This is a genomic window from Nocardia farcinica (assembly GCF_001182745.1).
Lineage (GTDB): Bacteria > Actinomycetota > Actinomycetes > Mycobacteriales > Mycobacteriaceae > Nocardia > Nocardia farcinica.
In genome coordinates this window covers 2,060,663-2,076,483 of sequence record NZ_LN868939.1, presented here as the reverse complement: position 1 = coordinate 2,076,483, position 15,821 = coordinate 2,060,663, and the positions used below count along the sequence as shown (strand labels likewise).

Below are 15,821 nucleotides of genomic sequence, written 5' to 3'. Positions count from 1 at the left end.
CGTTTCCATCCGCGTGTCCGCTCGTAACAGCCGCGTGACAGACCCGCACACCCCCGCTGACCTGCGGCGATTCTCCGGTGAATGCGGCCACGGCCGGGGCAGGTCCGTCGGGTGCACCACACCCGCTCGCGGCCGGCGGCACCGCGTGCTATGCGCGCGTGCGTGATTGAACGAGAGAGACTTTCGCGCACGGCTGCTACCGTGAGAGCGTCGCCGAGCGGGAAAACACTCCGCTGCAACGGAGTTGGCTCGGCGACCGCCCCGTTCGCGGGGCAGTTCCTGGTGGCACGAACAGGGGGGCCACCGCGTAGTCCGCTCGATCGTTGGGAGACGACTCCTTGACCAACCCACCGTCGCTCGCCGCCGTCGCCGAGGACACCGGGGGCTGCCCGGTGCGCCACGGCTCCCCCATCGACACCGACGGCCCGCGCGTCCCGCTGTACACCCCCGAATTCGCCGCCGACCCGCACCGCTTCTACCGCGAGATGCGCCGCGACTACGGCTCGCTGGCCCCGATCGAACTCTCCCCCGGCGTGCCCGCCACGCTCGTCGTCGGCTACGACACCGCGGTCCGAATCCTCAACGACCCCGAGCATTTTCCGGCGGACCCGCGCGTCTGGCAGCGCGACATCCCCGCCGACTGCCCGGTGCGGCCGATGATGGAGTGGTATCCGAACGCCCTGCGCAACAGCGGTATGACGCACCTGCGCTACCGCCAGGCCTATACCGCCGCCATCGACGGCATCGACCTGCACTCGCTGCACACCACCGTCGAGCGGATCGCGGTGCCGCTGATCAACGAGTTCAGCACCACCGGCTCGGCGGATCTGGTGTCCCAGTACGCCTTTCCGCTGGTGTTCGAGGTGCTCAACCAGATGGTCGGCTGCTCGACCGAACTCGGCCAGCGGGTCGCCACCGGGATGGCCGCCCTGTTCGACACCGTCAACGCGGCGTGGGGCATGCAGACGCTCAGCGAAGCGCTGATGGAGTTGATCCACCTGCGCCGCGCCGAACCCGGTGACGACGTCACCTCGCGGCTGGCCCACCACCCGGCCGAGTTGAACGACGAGGAGATGCTCTCCCAGCTGATCAGCTTCTACGGCGCGGGCATCGAGCCGCAGACCAACCTGATCGTCAACACCCTGCTGCTCATGCTCACCGACGACCGGTTCGGCGGCAGCATGCTCGGCGGCGCCCTGTCCACCCGCGACGCGCTCGACGAGGTGCTCTTCAACGACCCGCCGATCTCCAACTTCTGCACCAGCTATCCGCGCCAGCCCATTCTCATCGACAACACCTGGCTGCCCGCCCACCAGCCGGTGCTGATCGGCCTGGCCGCGGCGAACACCGATCCCGCGGTGCGCGGCGGGGACCGCACCGGCAACCGCTCGCACCTGGCGTGGGGCGCGGGCCCGCACGCCTGCCCCGCCAGGTCGGTCGCCTACCTGGTGGTGCAGGAGGCGATCGATCAACTGCTCGACGCGCTGCCCGAACTGAAGCTGGCGGTGCCCACCACCGAATTGACCTGGCGCCCCGGCCCGTTCCACCGCGCCCTGGCCGCGCTCCCGGTCGTCTTCCCGGAATCACCTCGTTTGCCCATGAACCAAGGAGCGTTCCCCCGTGGCTGACCCGACACTCGAGCCGATCGCGCTGGACCTCACCGGCGCCGACATCCAGGGCGAGTCCGCACGCATCCGCGCCCGTGGCCCCGTCGCGCTGGTGGCCCTGCCCGGCGGCGTGCCCGCCTGGTCGGTGACCGACGCGGCGGTGCTCAAGAGCCTGCTCGCCGACCCCCGGGTGTCGAAGGACCCGCGCCAGCACTGGGCGGCCTTCCGCAACGGCGAGATCACCGAGGAATGGCCGCTGCTGCCGTGGGTGGCGGTGGACAACATGTTCACCGCCTACGGCCGCGAGCACCGCAGGCTGCGCAACCTCGTCGCGCCGGCGTTCACCCACCGCCGCACCACCGCGCTGCGTCCGCGCATCGAACAGCTCACCACCGAACTGCTCGACGCGCTGGCCGCGACCCCGCCCGGCACGCCCGCCGATCTGCGCGAGGGTTTCGCCTACCCGGTGCCGATCCAGGTGATCACCGAGATGATGGGCGTGCCCGACCATCTCGGACCCGGCCTGCGCCGCTGCGTCGACGGCTTCTTCGACACCTCCTTCGGCCCCGAGGAAGCCCAGGCCAACTACGCCGAGATGTACCGGCTGGTCAGCGAACTCGTCGCCTACCGGGCCGAGCACCCGGGCGAGGACGTCACCAGCGTGCTGATCTCCACCCGCGACGAGGACGGCTCACGGCTCACCGAGAAGGAACTCGTCGACACCCTCATGCTGGTGATCAACGCCGGCCACGAGACCACGGTGAACCTGCTCGATCAGGCCATCTTCGCGTTGCTCACCCATCCCGAGCAGCGGGCCGACGTGCTCGCGGGCCGGGTGAGCTGGGAGGAGGTGATCGAGGAGGCGCTGCGCTACGAGGCGCCGGTGGCACACCTGCCGCTGCGCTACGCCGTCGAGGACATCGAGATCGGTGAGCACACCATCGGCAAGGGCGAGGCCATCCTCGCCTCGTACGCCGCCGCCGGCCGCGACCCGAAGGTGCACGGCGAGACCGCCGACCGCTTCGACATCCACCGGGCCAAGAAGGACCACGTCTCCTTCGGCCACGGCGCCCACCACTGCATCGGCGCTCCGCTGGCCCGCCTGGAGGCCGCCATCGCCCTGCCCGCGCTGTTCACCCGCTTCCCCGAGCTGCGCCTGGCCCAGGATCCCGCCACCCTGAAACCGGTCGGCAGCTTCGTCTCCAACGGCCACCAGACGTTGCCGGTGTATCTGCATCCGGAGTCCGCGGGGAACTGAGGGGCCGGCCCGGGTCGGTGCGGTCGCCGCGGTGACGAGCACGGGCTCGTCACCGCGGCGCCGCTCACCCGGCGAGCGGCGTCGTCAGATCACGAAGGGGATCAGGGCTTTCCGGTTCCGGGGATAGTCGGCGAACTTCTCCCGGTACCAGCGGTGGGTCGCGAACGCGCGGGGGACGAGGTTGCCCGCGGTGATCAAGAAGATGACCACGCCCGCCAGCGACCACGTCAGCAGGGCGAAACCGGCCCATGCGACGAGTTCACCCAGATAGGCGGGGCTGCTGACGAACCGGAACCCGCCGCCGTAGGGGATGCGGTACTCGGCGGCGCCGGGGTCGCGCTTGTCGCGCAGGTTGCGCACGATCGACTCGGAGCGCACGAGCAGGGCGAAGCCGCACAGGTAGACGGCGAGCCCGATCAGGAAGCGCGGATCGGTCAACCACTCGGTGCCGTACTGGTGCTTGTAGTCGTGGCTGAAGAAGGCGCCGTTGAGGTAGCCGTGCAGGCTGGTGACGAACATGCCCGCGGCCAGCACCGAGACGTTGAAGGTGCTGCGCTTGCCCGGCACCTGACGAATCGCCAGCGGGAAGAACCAGCCCCGATTGGCGTAGTGCAGCAACCAGATTCCGGCGAGGACGAGCGGTACGGGCTCGAATCGGTCGGGACCGGTCAGAAAGAACACCGCGAACACGACGGTGGCGGGCAGCTCCATCAGCCACCAGCCCAACTTCGGGGAGAGATTGAAGCCGAGCGAGGCCGGCGCGAATCGGCCGTACGGGCTCTGCGCGAACAGCCCGCCGACGATCACGAACGCGGCGAACGCGAAGCCGATCGTGAGCACGGTGTCGTAGCCGGTGTTGCCGGTGTACCAGTCCATCGTGGTCCTTCGTCGCACTGAAATTAGAACATGTTCTACCATGGGCGGTGCCGGGCCACAGCCCCGCGAGCGATGACGACCACCGAGGAGCCCCATGCCGCCGGAGCCGACCGCCGCCGACCTGCTGGCCGCCGTGCAGGCCTCGCCGCGCGCCGTGCTGGCCCACGACAAGACCGCCTGGGTGCGGCTGTTCACGCCGGACGCGGCGGTCAACGATCCCGTCGGCGCCGACCCGCACATCGGCACCCGCGCGATCGAGCGTTTCTACGACACCTTCATCGGACCGAACACGATCGTCTTCCACGTCGAGCGCGACCTGATCGCCGGCCGGACCGTCGTGCGCGATCTCGCCATCGAGACCACCATGTCGACCGGCGCGACGGTGCTGGTTCCGATGCACCTGCGCTACGACCTCATCGACGCGGACGGACAGTGGCGGATCTCCCGCCTGGCCGCGCACTGGGAACTCGCCACCATGGTGCTGCGACTGCTGCGCACCGGCCTGCCCGGCCTCGGCGCCGCCGCGAAACTGGGCCCGCAGCTGGTACGCAACCAGGGCATCGGCGGCGCGTTGGGCATGGCCAAGGCCTTCACCGGCGTCGGCCGCGCGGGCAAGTCGGTGACCAGCAGGCTCTTCGCCGCCGCGGCCGACACCGACATCGCGCACGTGCGCGAACTGCTCGGCGATCGCGCCACCATCACCCTGCCCGCCCAGCAGCGGGTGACGGTGGAGGAGTTCACCAACCGCTGCCGCAACATCCGCTGGGACAAGATGATCGCGGCCGGGCGGTGGGTGACCACGTCGGTGGAGATCGGCTCGGCACGCGGGGTCGCGATGATCGAGTTCGCCCCGAAGGCACCGCGGATCGTCCGACTGGAGATCTTCCTCGACAGCGAGGTCTGAACCCGGGAACCCGCGACGGCGCCTCGCTCGTTGGCTTCCTCGTCTCGACTGAGGGAGGTTCGACTGTGCAGACATATTCGGTGGACGGCATCCGCTACGACATCATCGGCGACGGCACACCCCTGGTGCTCGTCCACGGCGGCTCGGGGCGACGGCAGTGGTTCGATCCCATGACGCCACTGCTCGAGCGCGATGCGCGCATGCTGCGGGTGGATCTCCCCGGCCACGGAGACTCCGCGCCGACCCCGGGCCACTACCGGCTGGAGGAGTCCGCGGCGGCACTGCACCGGGTGCTCGACCACGCGGGATGGGAGCGGTGTGCGGTCTTCGGGCATTCGCACGGCGCGCACGTCGCGGCCGTGCTGGCCGCCGACCATCCCGACCGGGTGGCCGGGCTGGTCATCGGCGACGCCCCGTTCGATCGCGAGCGGATGCGCGCACACCATCGCGCCACCGCGCCGATGAACCGGGCGTGGCGCGCGCTCACCGGCGCCGCGCGGCCCCAGGCGCACACCCTCGCCGGGTTCCTCGCGCTGGAGATCGCCGGACCGGGCAGTCCGTCCATCGAGGACGTGTTCGGCCGCGAGCACCCCTATGTCCGGGAGATGGTCGCGAGTCTGCGGCACCACGACGGCGACTTCCTCGACGCCGTCCTCGACCGGTTCGACGACACCTACCACCGCCTCGACGACGCCCTGCTGCGCGCGGTGACCTGCCCGGTCGTGCTGCTCGCCGCCGACCCGGCCGCGGGCGGGCTGGTCGGCGACGCGGACATCGCCTACGTGACCGACCGGGCCGCGGGGGCGCGGGTGCACCGGTTGTCCGGTGTCGGCCACGGGCTCCAGTTGCAGGACCCGCGGCAGGTCGCCGAGGCGCTGCGTGACCACTTGCGGCCTGCGCGGTAGGACATCGCGGGTAGGACCCTGCGGATGGGACACCGCGGGTAAGACACCGCGGCAGGACAGCGCGGCAGGACAGCGCGGCAGGACAGCGAAAAGGCCCGGAACCTGAGTTCCGGGCCTTTCGTAGTAGCGGGGACAGGATTTGAACCTGCGACCTCTGGGTTATGAGCCCAGCGAGCTACCGAGCTGCTCCACCCCGCGTCGGTGAACACCACATTACACACGGATACGCACAGAAGGCAAATCGCTGACCGAGCGGCGCGGGGAGGCCACGAGCGGCCGCGCGCCGGGCGGTACCCGGAGGCGCCTGATCGGAGCGAATCGGCAGGTCGCCTTCGCGGCACCGCCGCTCGACCCGGACAGAACAGCCATTTCACCCAGGCCCAGAGCTGCCCCCGGCCACCCCCGGAGTCCGAGAAGGGCGGAATAAACGTGACCGGTGTCACCATTTCGAAGTGATCTCCTGCACATAACGGGCAGATAACAAGATCGCGCATGTTCTCCGATTCCATGCATTCACCTGCCCGAACAGCAATTACCCGGCCATTCGTTTCAGACAATTATCCCAGTTATCAAGATGTGATCTATCGAGATTGCTTCGTTACCGTCGTGCAGCGGCCCGGATCAACCGAGACGGGCACGAACTCGGATCGTCGAACGCCGACACCCTGCCCCGCGGTCCGAGGATCCCCGACGACCCGGGGGCAGGGACCGGCGAACACCTGCCGGGCAGGCGGGCGCGGGGAGGGATCCACAATCATGACGCAGAACCGGAAGATCAGCACTCGCGCCCTCGGCTTCGTGGCTGCCACGGGCGCCCTCGTTGCCATCCCGTTCGGACTATCCACCGCCACCGCCTCGGCCGCCACCCACAACTGGGACGGCGTCGCGCAGTGTGAGAGCGGCGGCAACTGGGGCATCAACACCGGCAACGGCTACTACGGCGGCCTGCAGTTCTCGCACAGCACCTGGGTCGCCAACGGCGGCACCGGTTACGCCCACCAGGCCAGCAAGGAAGAGCAGATCCGGGTCGCCGAGAACGTCCTGCAGACCCAGGGTGTCGGCGCCTGGCCGGTGTGCGGTCAGTACCTGACCGCGGGCACCTCCGCCGACGTCGCGCCCGAGCCCGCCCCCGAGCCCGAGGCGCAGCCGGAGCCCGCCCTGCCGATCCCGGCTCCCGAGAACAGCCGTGCGGTCTTCGAGCAGGTCAAGAGCGCCGGCGCCGATCTGGCCCGCCAGTACGGCGTCGAGGGCCAGTACCAGCAGCTGCTCGAGCAGCACAGCGTGCTCATCGACTCGCTGGCTCGCTGACGCATCGGTCGCACCGACGACAACGGCGCCGCCGTCCCGAGGGACGACGGCGCCGTCTGCGTCTACCGACCTACCTGCCCGCGTCCTGGTAGGTCTTGACCGCGGCCTCGAGTTCTTCCAGTGCCTTGCCGAAGTCCTGGAAGTTGCCGCTGCGCATGGCGTTGCGCACGGCCTCGATCTTGCGGTCGAGTTCCGCGGCGGCCGCGTCCTTGGCCGCCGAACCGGTGGGCGGCGGCGTGGTCTGCGGTTGCGGTGTGCCGCCGTCGGCGGGCGGCTGCGTGCTGTCGACCACCGGCGGCGCGGTGCCCGGTTGCGGCCGGGTCGCCGGATCACCGCCGAACGGCGTCGCCAGCGAACCCGCGCCGGGCAGCACCTGGTTCAGCGCCTCGGCCAATGTCGAGGCATAGCCGACCTTCACGCTGCCGGCCTGGTCGCGGTAGCTCACCAGCACGCGCAGCAACTGCGGGAAGGTGGCGGTGTTCGGGCCGGTGTTGCGCTCGTTGTAGAACGGCTCGACGTAGAGGATGCCGCCGTCGGCGATCGGCAAGGTCAGCAGGTTGCCGTATCTGATCTTGTTCGAGTTGGACAGCAGCGTCTTCTCCTGCGAGACCTGCGGCGCCGTCGTCATCGTGTTCTGCGTCTGCTGCGGACCCTGGGTCTGGGTGTCGGTGGGCAGCCGCAGGATCGTGAACTTGCCGTAGTCGTCGGGATCGGAACGCACCGAGATGTAGGCCGAGAGGAACTGGCGGTTGTAGCCGACCATCGCGCTGGTCAGGTTGAAGACCGGTCGATTGGTCTTCGGATCGCCCAGCAGCACGTAGTACGGCGGCTGGTTGAAGCTGCCGCCCTCGATGGTGGGATCGCTGGGCACCGACCAGAACGCGTTGTTGGTGAAGAACTCACGCGGGTTGTCCACGTGGTACTTGGTCAGCATCTCGCGCTGGACCTTGAACAGGTCCTCCGGGTAGCGGAAGTGCGCGCGCAGTTCCGGGCTGATCTCGCTCTCCGGCTTCACCGCGCCCGGGAACACCCCGCGCCAGGCCTTCAGCACCGGATCGGTGGAGTCGACCTCGTAGAGGGTGACGGTGCCGTCGTAGGCGTCGACGGTCGCCTTCACCGAGTTGCGGATGTAGCTGACCTCCTTGCGGGGCAGCAACCGGCCGGTCTTCTTGTCGATGCTGTCCTCGACCGCGCCCTCCAGCGAGGTCTTCTGCGCGTACGGGTAGTTGTCGAGGGTGGTGTAGGCATCGACGATCCACACGATGCGCTCGTCGACCACCGCCGGGTAGGCATTGCCGTCGGTGGTCAGCCACGGCGCCACCTTCTGCACGCGCTCGCGCGGGCTGCGGTTGAAGATGATCTTCGAATCGTCGCCGATCGCCGAGGAGAACAGGATGTTGCGCTCGGCGTACTTGGCGGCGAAGGCCAAGCGGTTGAACCAGTTGCCGATCGGGACGCCGCCCTTGCCGGTGTAGGTGTACTGGGCGGTGTCGGAATCGTATTCGCGCGGCGCCTGGCCCTCGGCCCCGCCGACGATCGCGTAGTCCGGGTCGGACTGGGAGATGAGCTCGCCGAAGTAGATACGCGGCTGCTCGACCGGGATCCGCTGGCGGTCCTTCGGCGTGAACAGGTCGCTCACCAGGAAGATCGGGTAACCGCTGTCGGACGAGCCACCCGCGGCCACGTCCTCGGACTGCGGCTTGTTGACCCGGTTGGCCGGAGCGGCGACGAAGCCGTTGCCGTGGGTGTAGACGGTGTGCTTGTTGATCCAGTCGGTCTGGTTGCCGGTCAGCGCCGCGGGCGAGAGCTCGCGGGCGGCGACGATGTAGTCCTGCAGGTTGCCGTCGAGGTTGTACCGGTCGATGTCGAGCGACTCCGGGAACCCGTAGAAGTTCTTCAGCTGTCGCAGCTGGGTGAACGTGGGCGAGAGGATGTTCGGATCGAGCAGACGGGCGTTGCCGATGGTGGCGGCGTCGACCGGGACGTCGAGCGGGTTCTTGTCGCTCTCGCCCTTGTAGTCCTTGTACTCGATCTTGTCGGAGGTGATGCCGAACGCCTGCCGGGTCGCGGCGATGTTGCGCTCGATGTACTCCGACTCCTTGTCCGCGGCGTTCGGGCGCACCGAGAACTGCTCGACCACCAGCGGATACACCGCGCCGACCAGCACCGAGGACAGCACCAGCAGCGCCGCGGCCATCGCGGGCACGCGCAGATCGCGCAGCACCACACCGGCGAAGAAGGCCACCGCGCAGATCACCGCGATCGCCAACAGGATCAGCTTGGCGGGCAACACCGCGTTGATGTCGGTGAACGAGCCGCCGTAGAAGGTGGGCTCCTTGCGCGAGCTGGAGAGCAGGTCGTAGCGGTCGAACCAGTACGCGACCGCCTTGAGCAGCACGAACAGTCCGGCGATCACCGCGAGCTGGATGCGGGCGGGCCGGGTGAGCGTGCCCTCGCGGCCGCTGAGCCGCAGCCCGCCGAAGATGTAGTGGGTCACCAGGCTGGCGAAGAACGCGATCACCACGGCGACGAACATCCAGTTCAGGACCATCCGGTAGAACGGCAGGTCGAAGGCGTAGAAGCCGACGTCGAGGTGGAACTGCGGATCCTGCTCGCCGAAGTCGCCGCCGTTGAGGAACAGCTGCACCGTCACCCAGTTGGACTGCGCGACCAGGCCGGCCAGCAGGCCGAGCAGCACCGGGATGCCGATGCCGAAGGTCTTGAGCCTGCTCATCACGGTCGTGCGGTAGCGGGCGATCGGGTCGTTCGGCCCGGCCATCGGCACGAACACCGGCCGGGTCCGGTACGCCAGCAGCAGCGCCAGCCACACCGTCGCGCCGACGAACAGCGCCACCGCGGCGAACAGGATGATCCGGGTGACCACGACGGTGAGGAAGACCTCGCGGAAACCGACCTCGCCGAACCACAGCCAGTTGGTGTAGGCGTCGGTGAACCGCGGGCCGAGCAACAACAACGCCGCGAGGACGACAGCCGCCACCAGCAGCACGCGGCTGCGTCGCGACAGCGAAGGTAAGCCGGATGGGGGCCGCATGCCCACGATGCCACTCTCCAAGGTCCGGCGGCGCCCGCACCGATACCGGCGGGGACACCGCAGTCCGACGTTGCGGTAGGTCCTTGCGGACCGTCCGCGCCCACTCTACGGAAAAACGGACATCGGTACGTCGTGCGGGTCACGACCGGCACGTCGGCGTCTCGGTTGCGCGGCTCCGCGGCCGCCGGCCGGCCGGGAGTGCAAGGATGGCCGGGTGACCGCAGATCTGCACGCCGAACTCGTTCTGTCCCGTGCCGTCCGTGAGGTGGCGGAGTTCGCCGACGCCGAGGGCTGGGGCCGACCGCCGCAGATGTTCGCGCTGGTCCCCACCGCCGACCTGGTGGCCGCCGAGCCGAACCTGCTCGACGAGCTCGACCAGGGCAACGAACTGACCCCGATCGCGCAGGAGCCGCTGCCCGCCGACATCACCGGCGGGTCGATGGCCCTCGACGAGTTCCTGGCGACGACCACCTGGCCGCCCGCGGTGCGCGGCTGCGTGCTGGTGCAGGAGATCGTGGTGCTGCCGCCGGATGCGGAGAGCACCCTCGACGACGCGCTGGCCCCGCTGCTGGCCGACCACGACGCGGCCGACGCCGCCGCCCGCGCCGCGGCCGAGGCGCATCCGCAGCGGCGGGAGGCGCGGCTGTTCGCCGCGGTGTTGCGCGAGGGCACCTCGCTGTCGCTGCTGCAACTGCGTCCCGACGACGACGCCGACGACTTCGGCGACCTCGAGCTGCGCACCTACCCCAACCTGGCGCCGAACGTCATCGAGGCACTCCACCACACACTCGACTGAGCGGATGCGGCCGGAGGCGGTAGCGCAGCGTCAGCCGCAGGTCGGCGTTTCCCCTCCACTGCCGAGGGCGGCCAGCGACTGCACGGCGCCGTCGAGGGTCTCCACCTTCACCAGCCGCAGCCCGTCCGGGATGCGCTGCCGTGCCTCGTTGCAGTTGGCCGCGGGCACCAGGAAGGCTTCCGCGCCCGCCTCGCGCGCGGCCATCATCTTGTACTGGATGCCGCCGATCGGGCCGACCTTGCCGTCCTGCTCGATGGTGCCGGTGCCCGCGATGAACTTGCCGCCGCCGAGTTCGCCGGGGCTGAGTTTGTCGATCAGCGCGAGGCTGAACATCAAGCCGGCCGAGGGGCCGCCGATGTCGGCCAGGTTGAAGGTCACGTCCATCGGCGGCCGGGCGCCCTCGCCCGGGGTGACGCCGAGGAAGCCCTTGCTCGCGTCGTCCGGGCGGGCGGCCAGCGTGACGGTGGCGGTCTGCTCGGCGTTATCGCGGCGGAACACCACGGTCAGCGGCGCGCCGGGGGGCTGCGAGGAGACGGCGTTCACCACGTCCTGCGGGGAGGTGACCGGTGCCCCGTTGATGCTCACGAACTCGTCGCCGGGCCGCAGCACGTCCTTGGCCGGGCTCTCCTCGCCCACCTGGCGTACCAGCACGACCGTGGGCAGCCGCAGGTAGTGCAGCGCCGCGACTTCGGCGGCGCCCTCGGAGTCCTTGAACTCCTGCTCGTTGGAGCGGTCGATCTCCTCACGCGGGACTCCGGGCGGGTACACCTCGGCCCGCGGGACGATGCCGTGCCTGCCGCTGGCCCAGAAGCCGAAGGCCTCGAACAGGTTGAGCCCGTCGCGCACCGACACGGTGGTCATGTTCAGGTGTCCGGTGGTCGGGTCCAGCTCGGCGCCGCTCACCTCCACGACCTGCTTGCCGTCGAACTCGCCCAGGGTGTCGAAGGTGGGCCCGGGCCCGAGCGCGACGAAGGGCACCGTGAACACGGTGCCGAGGACACCGAGCACCAGCACCGGGACGAGGGCGGCCAGCAACGTGAGGATCCGACGATTCACCCCGCCCACCCTAGAGGTTTCGCTGTCCGCGTAACGGCCCGGCACGGCCCCGGATACGTGCCCGTCCCAGCGCACACGTCGCCGCGGCCCGCGTAACGTTGGGAGTATGAGTGACTACCCGTTCGGATTCTCGAACCGCGACGATGACGACGACGCGCGCAAGCGCGGCGGCGAAGAACCGATCGGTCCCGGGGCGAACAATCCGTTCGGCTTCATCGTCGGCGGTCCCGGCGGCGCCGGTTTCGATCCCGCGCAGCTGGGTCAGATGCTGACCTCCCTCGGTCAGATGCTCAGCGGCATGGGGGCGCCGGGCGGTGCGCAGTCGGGTCCGGTGAACTACGACGTGGCCAAGCGGCTGGCCCGCCAGCAGCTCGGTTCCGCGACCGGGCCGGTGTCGCAGGGCTCGGCGAAGGCGGTGGCCGACGCCGCGCACCTGGCCGAGCTGTGGCTCGACGGCGCGACCACGCTGCCCGCGGGTGCGGCGAAGACCGTGGCGTGGACGCCGGTCGACTGGATCGAGCAGACGCTGTCGACCTGGAAGCGACTCTGCGACCCGGTCGCCGAGCAGGTCTCGACCATGTGGACCGCGCAGCTGCCGGCGGAGGCGCGCGAGTTCGCCGCCCCGATGGTGGGCATGCTCGGCCAGATGGGCGGGCTGGCGTTCGGCTCGCAGCTGGGGCAGGCGCTCGGCCAGCTGGCCAAGGAGGTGCTCACCTCCACCGACATCGGCCTGCCGCTGGGTCCCGCGGGCACCGCGGCGCTGCTGCCGTCGGCGATCTCGGAGTTCAGTGCCGGGCTCGAGCAGCCGGAGAGCGAGATCCTGGTGTTCCTGGCCGCGCGGGAGGCCGCCCACCAGCGGCTGTTCGCGCACGTGCCGTGGCTGCGCCAGCAGGTGCTCGGCGCGGTGGAGGACTACGCGCGCGGCATCAAGATGGATTTCTCCGCGTTGGAGGAGGCCGCCCAGAGCATCGATCCGATGTCGCTGACCGATCCCTCGAAGCTGGAGGAGCTGCTGGCGCAGGGCACCTTCGAGCCGCAGACCACGCCGGAGCAGAAGCAGGCGCTGGAACGGCTGGAGACACTGCTGGCGCTCATCGAGGGCTGGGTGCAGGTGGTGGTCGGCGAGGCCGTGGGCGACCGGCTGCCCGGGGCGGGCGCGCTGGCCGAGACGCTGCGCAGGCGCCGCGCCACCGGCGGACCGGCCGAGCAGACCTTCGCGACGCTCGTCGGCCTGGAGTTGCGCCCGCGCAAGTTGCGCGAGGCCGCGGAGCTGTGGCGCAGGCTGACCTCCGATGCGGGCGTGGAGAAGCGCGACGGTGTGTGGGCGCATCCGGACCTGCTGCCCGACTCCGACGACCTCGACTCCCCGGCCGGGTTCATCGATTCGGTGATCGGCGGCGGCGCGACCGCCTTCGACGATCCGCTCGCGCAGCTGGCCGAGACCGAGGCGCGCGAACGCGCCGAACGCGAGGGCGGCGCCGACTCTCCGGAGACCGGCGAGGACACCGGCAAGTCCTGATCCGCTGTCCTGTGCACAAGCCGAAACCCTGTGGATAACCAGGGTTTTCGGAACGGTTCGCGGCATCGGCGTTGCGCATACTGCTGGGCATGACGCTGACGACGACCCGCCCGCTCGGCCCGATGCTGCACCCGCGCGTGACGGTGCTGGTGCGCCCCTCCGGTGTGGTGCAACTCGGGTGGGATCCCGAGCGCGCGCTGCTGCTCGACCCGCCCGGGCTCGACACCGCCGCCGTACTCGGCTTCCTGCGATTGCTGGACGGATTGCGGACCCGGCCCGAAATCCTGTGGGAGGCCGAGCGCGGCGGCATCGCCGCCGAGCGCGCCGGTGCCCTGCTCGACGAGATCGATGCCGCCGGGCTGTTGCGCGCGCCGCGCGAGCGGCCCCGTGACGTCCGAATCGTGCGTGTGCACGGCCTCGGACCGCTTTCCGACGCCGTCACCGCCGGCCTGCGCGGCCTCGGTGTGCGCGCGGCACGCTCCCGCGGCTACCGGCCCGAGAAACCGGCGGGCGGAACGCACGCCGATCTGGTGGTGCTCACCGACACCGTCGTCGTCGATCCCCGCCTGGTCGCCGATCTGGTGATCCATCGCGTTCCGCACATCCACGTGCGGGTGCGCGACGGCAAGGGCATCGTCGGCCCGCTCGTGCTGCCCGGCGCGACCAGCTGTCTGCGCTGCGCCGACCTCACCAAGGCGGACTACGACCCGGACTGGCCACACCTGGCGGCCCAGCTGCTCGACCGGGTCGGGCACGCCTCCCCCGCGGCCGTCGCCGCCACGGCCGCGCTGGCGCTGGGCGAACTGGAGGCGATCGTGGAGGGCTCGGCCCGCCGCGCCCCCGCCACCCTGGACGCGACCCTGGAACTGGACCTCGACACCTATCAGCTGCATCACCGCCCGTGGGACCCGCACCCACGCTGCGGCTGCCGCCGGTTGCGGCTACTGGCGGCGACGTGAGCGGGGCGCCCCGCGCCGGCAATCCCTCCGCCCGGGTGTTGGCGCCGGATTCGCGTTTCGCTTCTTGCGCGAGGCGCTGGTCGGGCATCTGGTCCGAGGGATCGCGCGATGGTGTGACGTGGCCGACGTGACCGAACGGACAGCCCCGTGTGCCGGGAAAAACTCCGGATTGTCGTGGCAGAGCCGGGGGTGCGTCCGCCATGATGGGGTGGTGTCAGAGATCGCGCGCCGTGGCTCGTCCCGAAACGCCAAGTTAGCCAAGATTCCGCTCGGTATCGCCGGACGAGCCGCCGTCGGCTTCGGCCGGAGGCTGGCCGGTGGCGATCGGACCGAGATCAACGCTCAGCTCAACCAGAAGGCCGCCGAGCAGCTGTTCACCGTGCTCGGTGAGCTCAAGGGCGGTGCGATGAAGTTCGGCCAGGCGCTGAGCGTGATGGAAGCTGCGGTGCCCGAGGAATTCGGTGAGCACTACCGCGACGCGTTGACCAAGTTACAGGCCGCCGCGCCGCCGATGCCCGCCGCGACCGTGCACCGGGTGCTGGATCAGCAGCTGGGCACGCAGTGGCGGCAGCGGTTCCGCTCCTTCGACGACACGCCCGCCGCGTCCGCGAGTATCGGGCAGGTGCACAAGGCGGTGTGGTCGGACGGCCGCACCGTCGCCGTGAAGGTGCAGTATCCGGGTGCCGACGACGCGTTGCGCGCCGATCTGAAGACGCTGTCGCGGATGACCGGCCTGATCTCCTCGGTGATCCCCGGCGCGGACGTCAAGCCGATCCTCGCCGAGATCACCGAGCGCACCGAGGAAGAACTCGACTACCGCAACGAGGCCGCCAATCAGCGCGCCTTCGCCAAGGCCTACGACGGGCACCCCGAGATCGTGATCCCGAAGGTCGTGGCCAGCGCCCCGAAGGTGATCGTCAGCGAATGGCTCGACGGCACACCGGTGTCGGCGATCATCAAGGCGGGCCAGGCCGATCCGGCCGGCACCAGAGACCTGCGGAACCGGGTCGCGCTGCTGATGGGGCGTTTCCACTTCTCCGCGCCCGAGGCGGTCGGCCTGCTGCACGCCGACCCGCATCCCGGCAACTTCATGATGCTGCCCGACGACAAGCTGGCCGTCATCGATTTCGGTGCCTGCGCACCGCTGCCGAACGGCTTTCCCGAGGTGCTCGGGCAGATGCTGGCGATGGCCGTCGAGGAGGACTACGACGGGCTGACCCGGTTGATGAAGGAGAACGGCTGGGTGATCCCGGGCCGCACCGTCACCGAGCAGGAGATCGCCGACTATCTGCGCCCGTTCTCCGACCCGATCCGCACCGACTCGTTCCATTTCACCCGCCGGTGGATGCAGCGGGTCGCGGGCAAGGCCACCGACTTCTCCAGTGCGGAGATGAAAACGGCTCGCGCACTGCAACTTCCCGCAGATTACGTGATGATCTTCCGTGTCCTCGGCGGCTCCGTCGGCATCCTGGCCCAGCTCGACGCCGAGATCCCGTTCATGCAGCTGGCCTACACCTGGCTGCCGGGCCTGCGCGAACACCGCTCGGCCAGCTGAGGTTTCGAGCACGCAGTCGAGCCGCT

General features: G+C 69.9%; 12 protein-coding genes and 1 tRNA gene. 9 read left to right on the top strand and 4 right to left on the bottom strand.

Translation table 11 applies throughout. The features are described from left to right. Window positions 1-338: 338 nt before the first annotated feature. Both AMO33_RS26300 and AMO33_RS26295 read left to right on the top strand, forming a co-directional pair. Entirely contained in the window at window positions 339-1,628 is a 1,290-nt protein-coding gene (locus AMO33_RS26300) for a cytochrome P450 (protein ID WP_060594648.1), read from the top strand. After that, window positions 1,621-2,865 carry a cytochrome P450 family protein gene (locus AMO33_RS26295; protein ID WP_060594647.1) on the top strand — a complete coding sequence of 415 codons (1,245 nt, stop codon included), beginning with the start codon at window positions 1,621-1,623 and terminating at the stop codon, window positions 2,863-2,865. The genes AMO33_RS26300 and AMO33_RS26295 overlap by 8 nt, the downstream gene beginning before the upstream one ends. An 84-nt stretch (window positions 2,866-2,949) precedes the next feature. Here the strand turns inward: AMO33_RS26295 and AMO33_RS26290 are convergent, their stop codons facing one another. Continuing rightward, complete coding sequence (locus AMO33_RS26290; protein ID WP_060594646.1) at window positions 2,950-3,741, bottom strand: phosphatidylethanolamine N-methyltransferase family domain-containing protein; 792 nt, start codon at window positions 3,739-3,741, stop codon at window positions 2,950-2,952. A gap of 94 nt (window positions 3,742-3,835) precedes the next feature. Between AMO33_RS26290 and AMO33_RS26285 the strand changes: the two genes are divergently transcribed. Further along, window positions 3,836-4,645 (top strand): nuclear transport factor 2 family protein, encoded by an 810-nt coding sequence (locus AMO33_RS26285; RefSeq protein ID WP_060594645.1) that lies wholly within the window; start codon window positions 3,836-3,838, stop codon window positions 4,643-4,645. Between the two features lie 65 nt (window positions 4,646-4,710). Beyond that, on the top strand, window positions 4,711-5,550 hold the full coding sequence (locus AMO33_RS26280; protein ID WP_159005631.1) for an alpha/beta fold hydrolase: 840 nt from the start codon (window positions 4,711-4,713) through the stop codon (window positions 5,548-5,550). 124 nt (window positions 5,551-5,674) lie between these two features. Here the strand turns inward: AMO33_RS26280 and AMO33_RS26275 are convergent. Next, window positions 5,675-5,748: transfer RNA gene (locus tag AMO33_RS26275), tRNA-Met, on the bottom strand. Window positions 5,749-6,306: 558 nt separating this feature from the next. Between AMO33_RS26275 and AMO33_RS26270 the strand changes: the two genes are divergently transcribed. Beyond that, a complete protein-coding gene (locus AMO33_RS26270; protein WP_060594643.1) occupies window positions 6,307-6,858 on the top strand; it encodes a transglycosylase family protein in 552 nt (183 codons plus the stop codon). A 70-nt stretch (window positions 6,859-6,928) separates the two neighbouring features. Here AMO33_RS26270 and AMO33_RS26265 read toward each other — a convergent pair whose 3' ends face one another. After that, window positions 6,929-9,916: a UPF0182 family protein gene (locus AMO33_RS26265; RefSeq protein ID WP_011211061.1), complete on the bottom strand. Its 2,988-nt coding sequence runs from the start codon at window positions 9,914-9,916 to the stop codon at window positions 6,929-6,931. A gap of 208 nt (window positions 9,917-10,124) precedes the next feature. Here AMO33_RS26265 and AMO33_RS26260 point away from each other — a divergent pair, with 208 nt between their 5' ends. Then, window positions 10,125-10,706 (top strand): PPA1309 family protein, encoded by a 582-nt coding sequence (locus tag AMO33_RS26260; RefSeq protein ID WP_041560363.1) that lies wholly within the window; start codon window positions 10,125-10,127, stop codon window positions 10,704-10,706. A gap of 30 nt (window positions 10,707-10,736) precedes the next feature. Here the strand turns inward: AMO33_RS26260 and AMO33_RS26255 are convergent, their stop codons facing one another. Continuing rightward, window positions 10,737-11,762, bottom strand: coding sequence for a YlbL family protein (locus AMO33_RS26255; protein WP_060594642.1), 1,026 nt, complete (start codon window positions 11,760-11,762; stop codon window positions 10,737-10,739). 106 nt (window positions 11,763-11,868) lie between these two features. On the opposite strand from AMO33_RS26255, the gene AMO33_RS26250 reads away from it, so the two are divergent. From AMO33_RS26250 to AMO33_RS26240, 3 genes are all read left to right on the top strand, one after another. After that, window positions 11,869-13,281, top strand: coding sequence for a zinc-dependent metalloprotease (locus AMO33_RS26250; protein ID WP_060594641.1), 1,413 nt, complete (start codon window positions 11,869-11,871; stop codon window positions 13,279-13,281). An 89-nt stretch (window positions 13,282-13,370) separates the two neighbouring features. Next, window positions 13,371-14,240: a TOMM precursor leader peptide-binding protein gene (locus AMO33_RS26245; protein WP_060594640.1), complete on the top strand. Its 870-nt coding sequence runs from the start codon at window positions 13,371-13,373 to the stop codon at window positions 14,238-14,240. A 211-nt stretch (window positions 14,241-14,451) separates the two neighbouring features. Next, a complete protein-coding gene (locus tag AMO33_RS26240) occupies window positions 14,452-15,795 on the top strand; it encodes an ABC1 kinase family protein (RefSeq protein WP_060595161.1) in 1,344 nt (447 codons plus the stop codon). Window positions 15,796-15,821 lie beyond the last annotated feature (26 nt).

Bases quoted from the DNA above. Each gene is read 5' to 3' on its own strand.
- AMO33_RS26290 (WP_060594646.1), bottom strand. From the start codon at position 3,741: ATGGACTGGTACACCGGCAACACCGGCTACGACACCGTGCTCACGATC.
- AMO33_RS26245 (WP_060594640.1), top strand. From the start codon at position 13,371: ATGACGCTGACGACGACCCGCCCGCTCGGCCCGATGCTGCACCCGCGC.
- AMO33_RS26250 (WP_060594641.1), top strand. From the start codon at position 11,869: ATGAGTGACTACCCGTTCGGATTCTCGAACCGCGACGATGACGACGAC.
- AMO33_RS26270 (WP_060594643.1), top strand. From the start codon at position 6,307: ATGACGCAGAACCGGAAGATCAGCACTCGCGCCCTCGGCTTCGTGGCT.
- AMO33_RS26285 (WP_060594645.1), top strand. From the start codon at position 3,836: ATGCCGCCGGAGCCGACCGCCGCCGACCTGCTGGCCGCCGTGCAGGCC.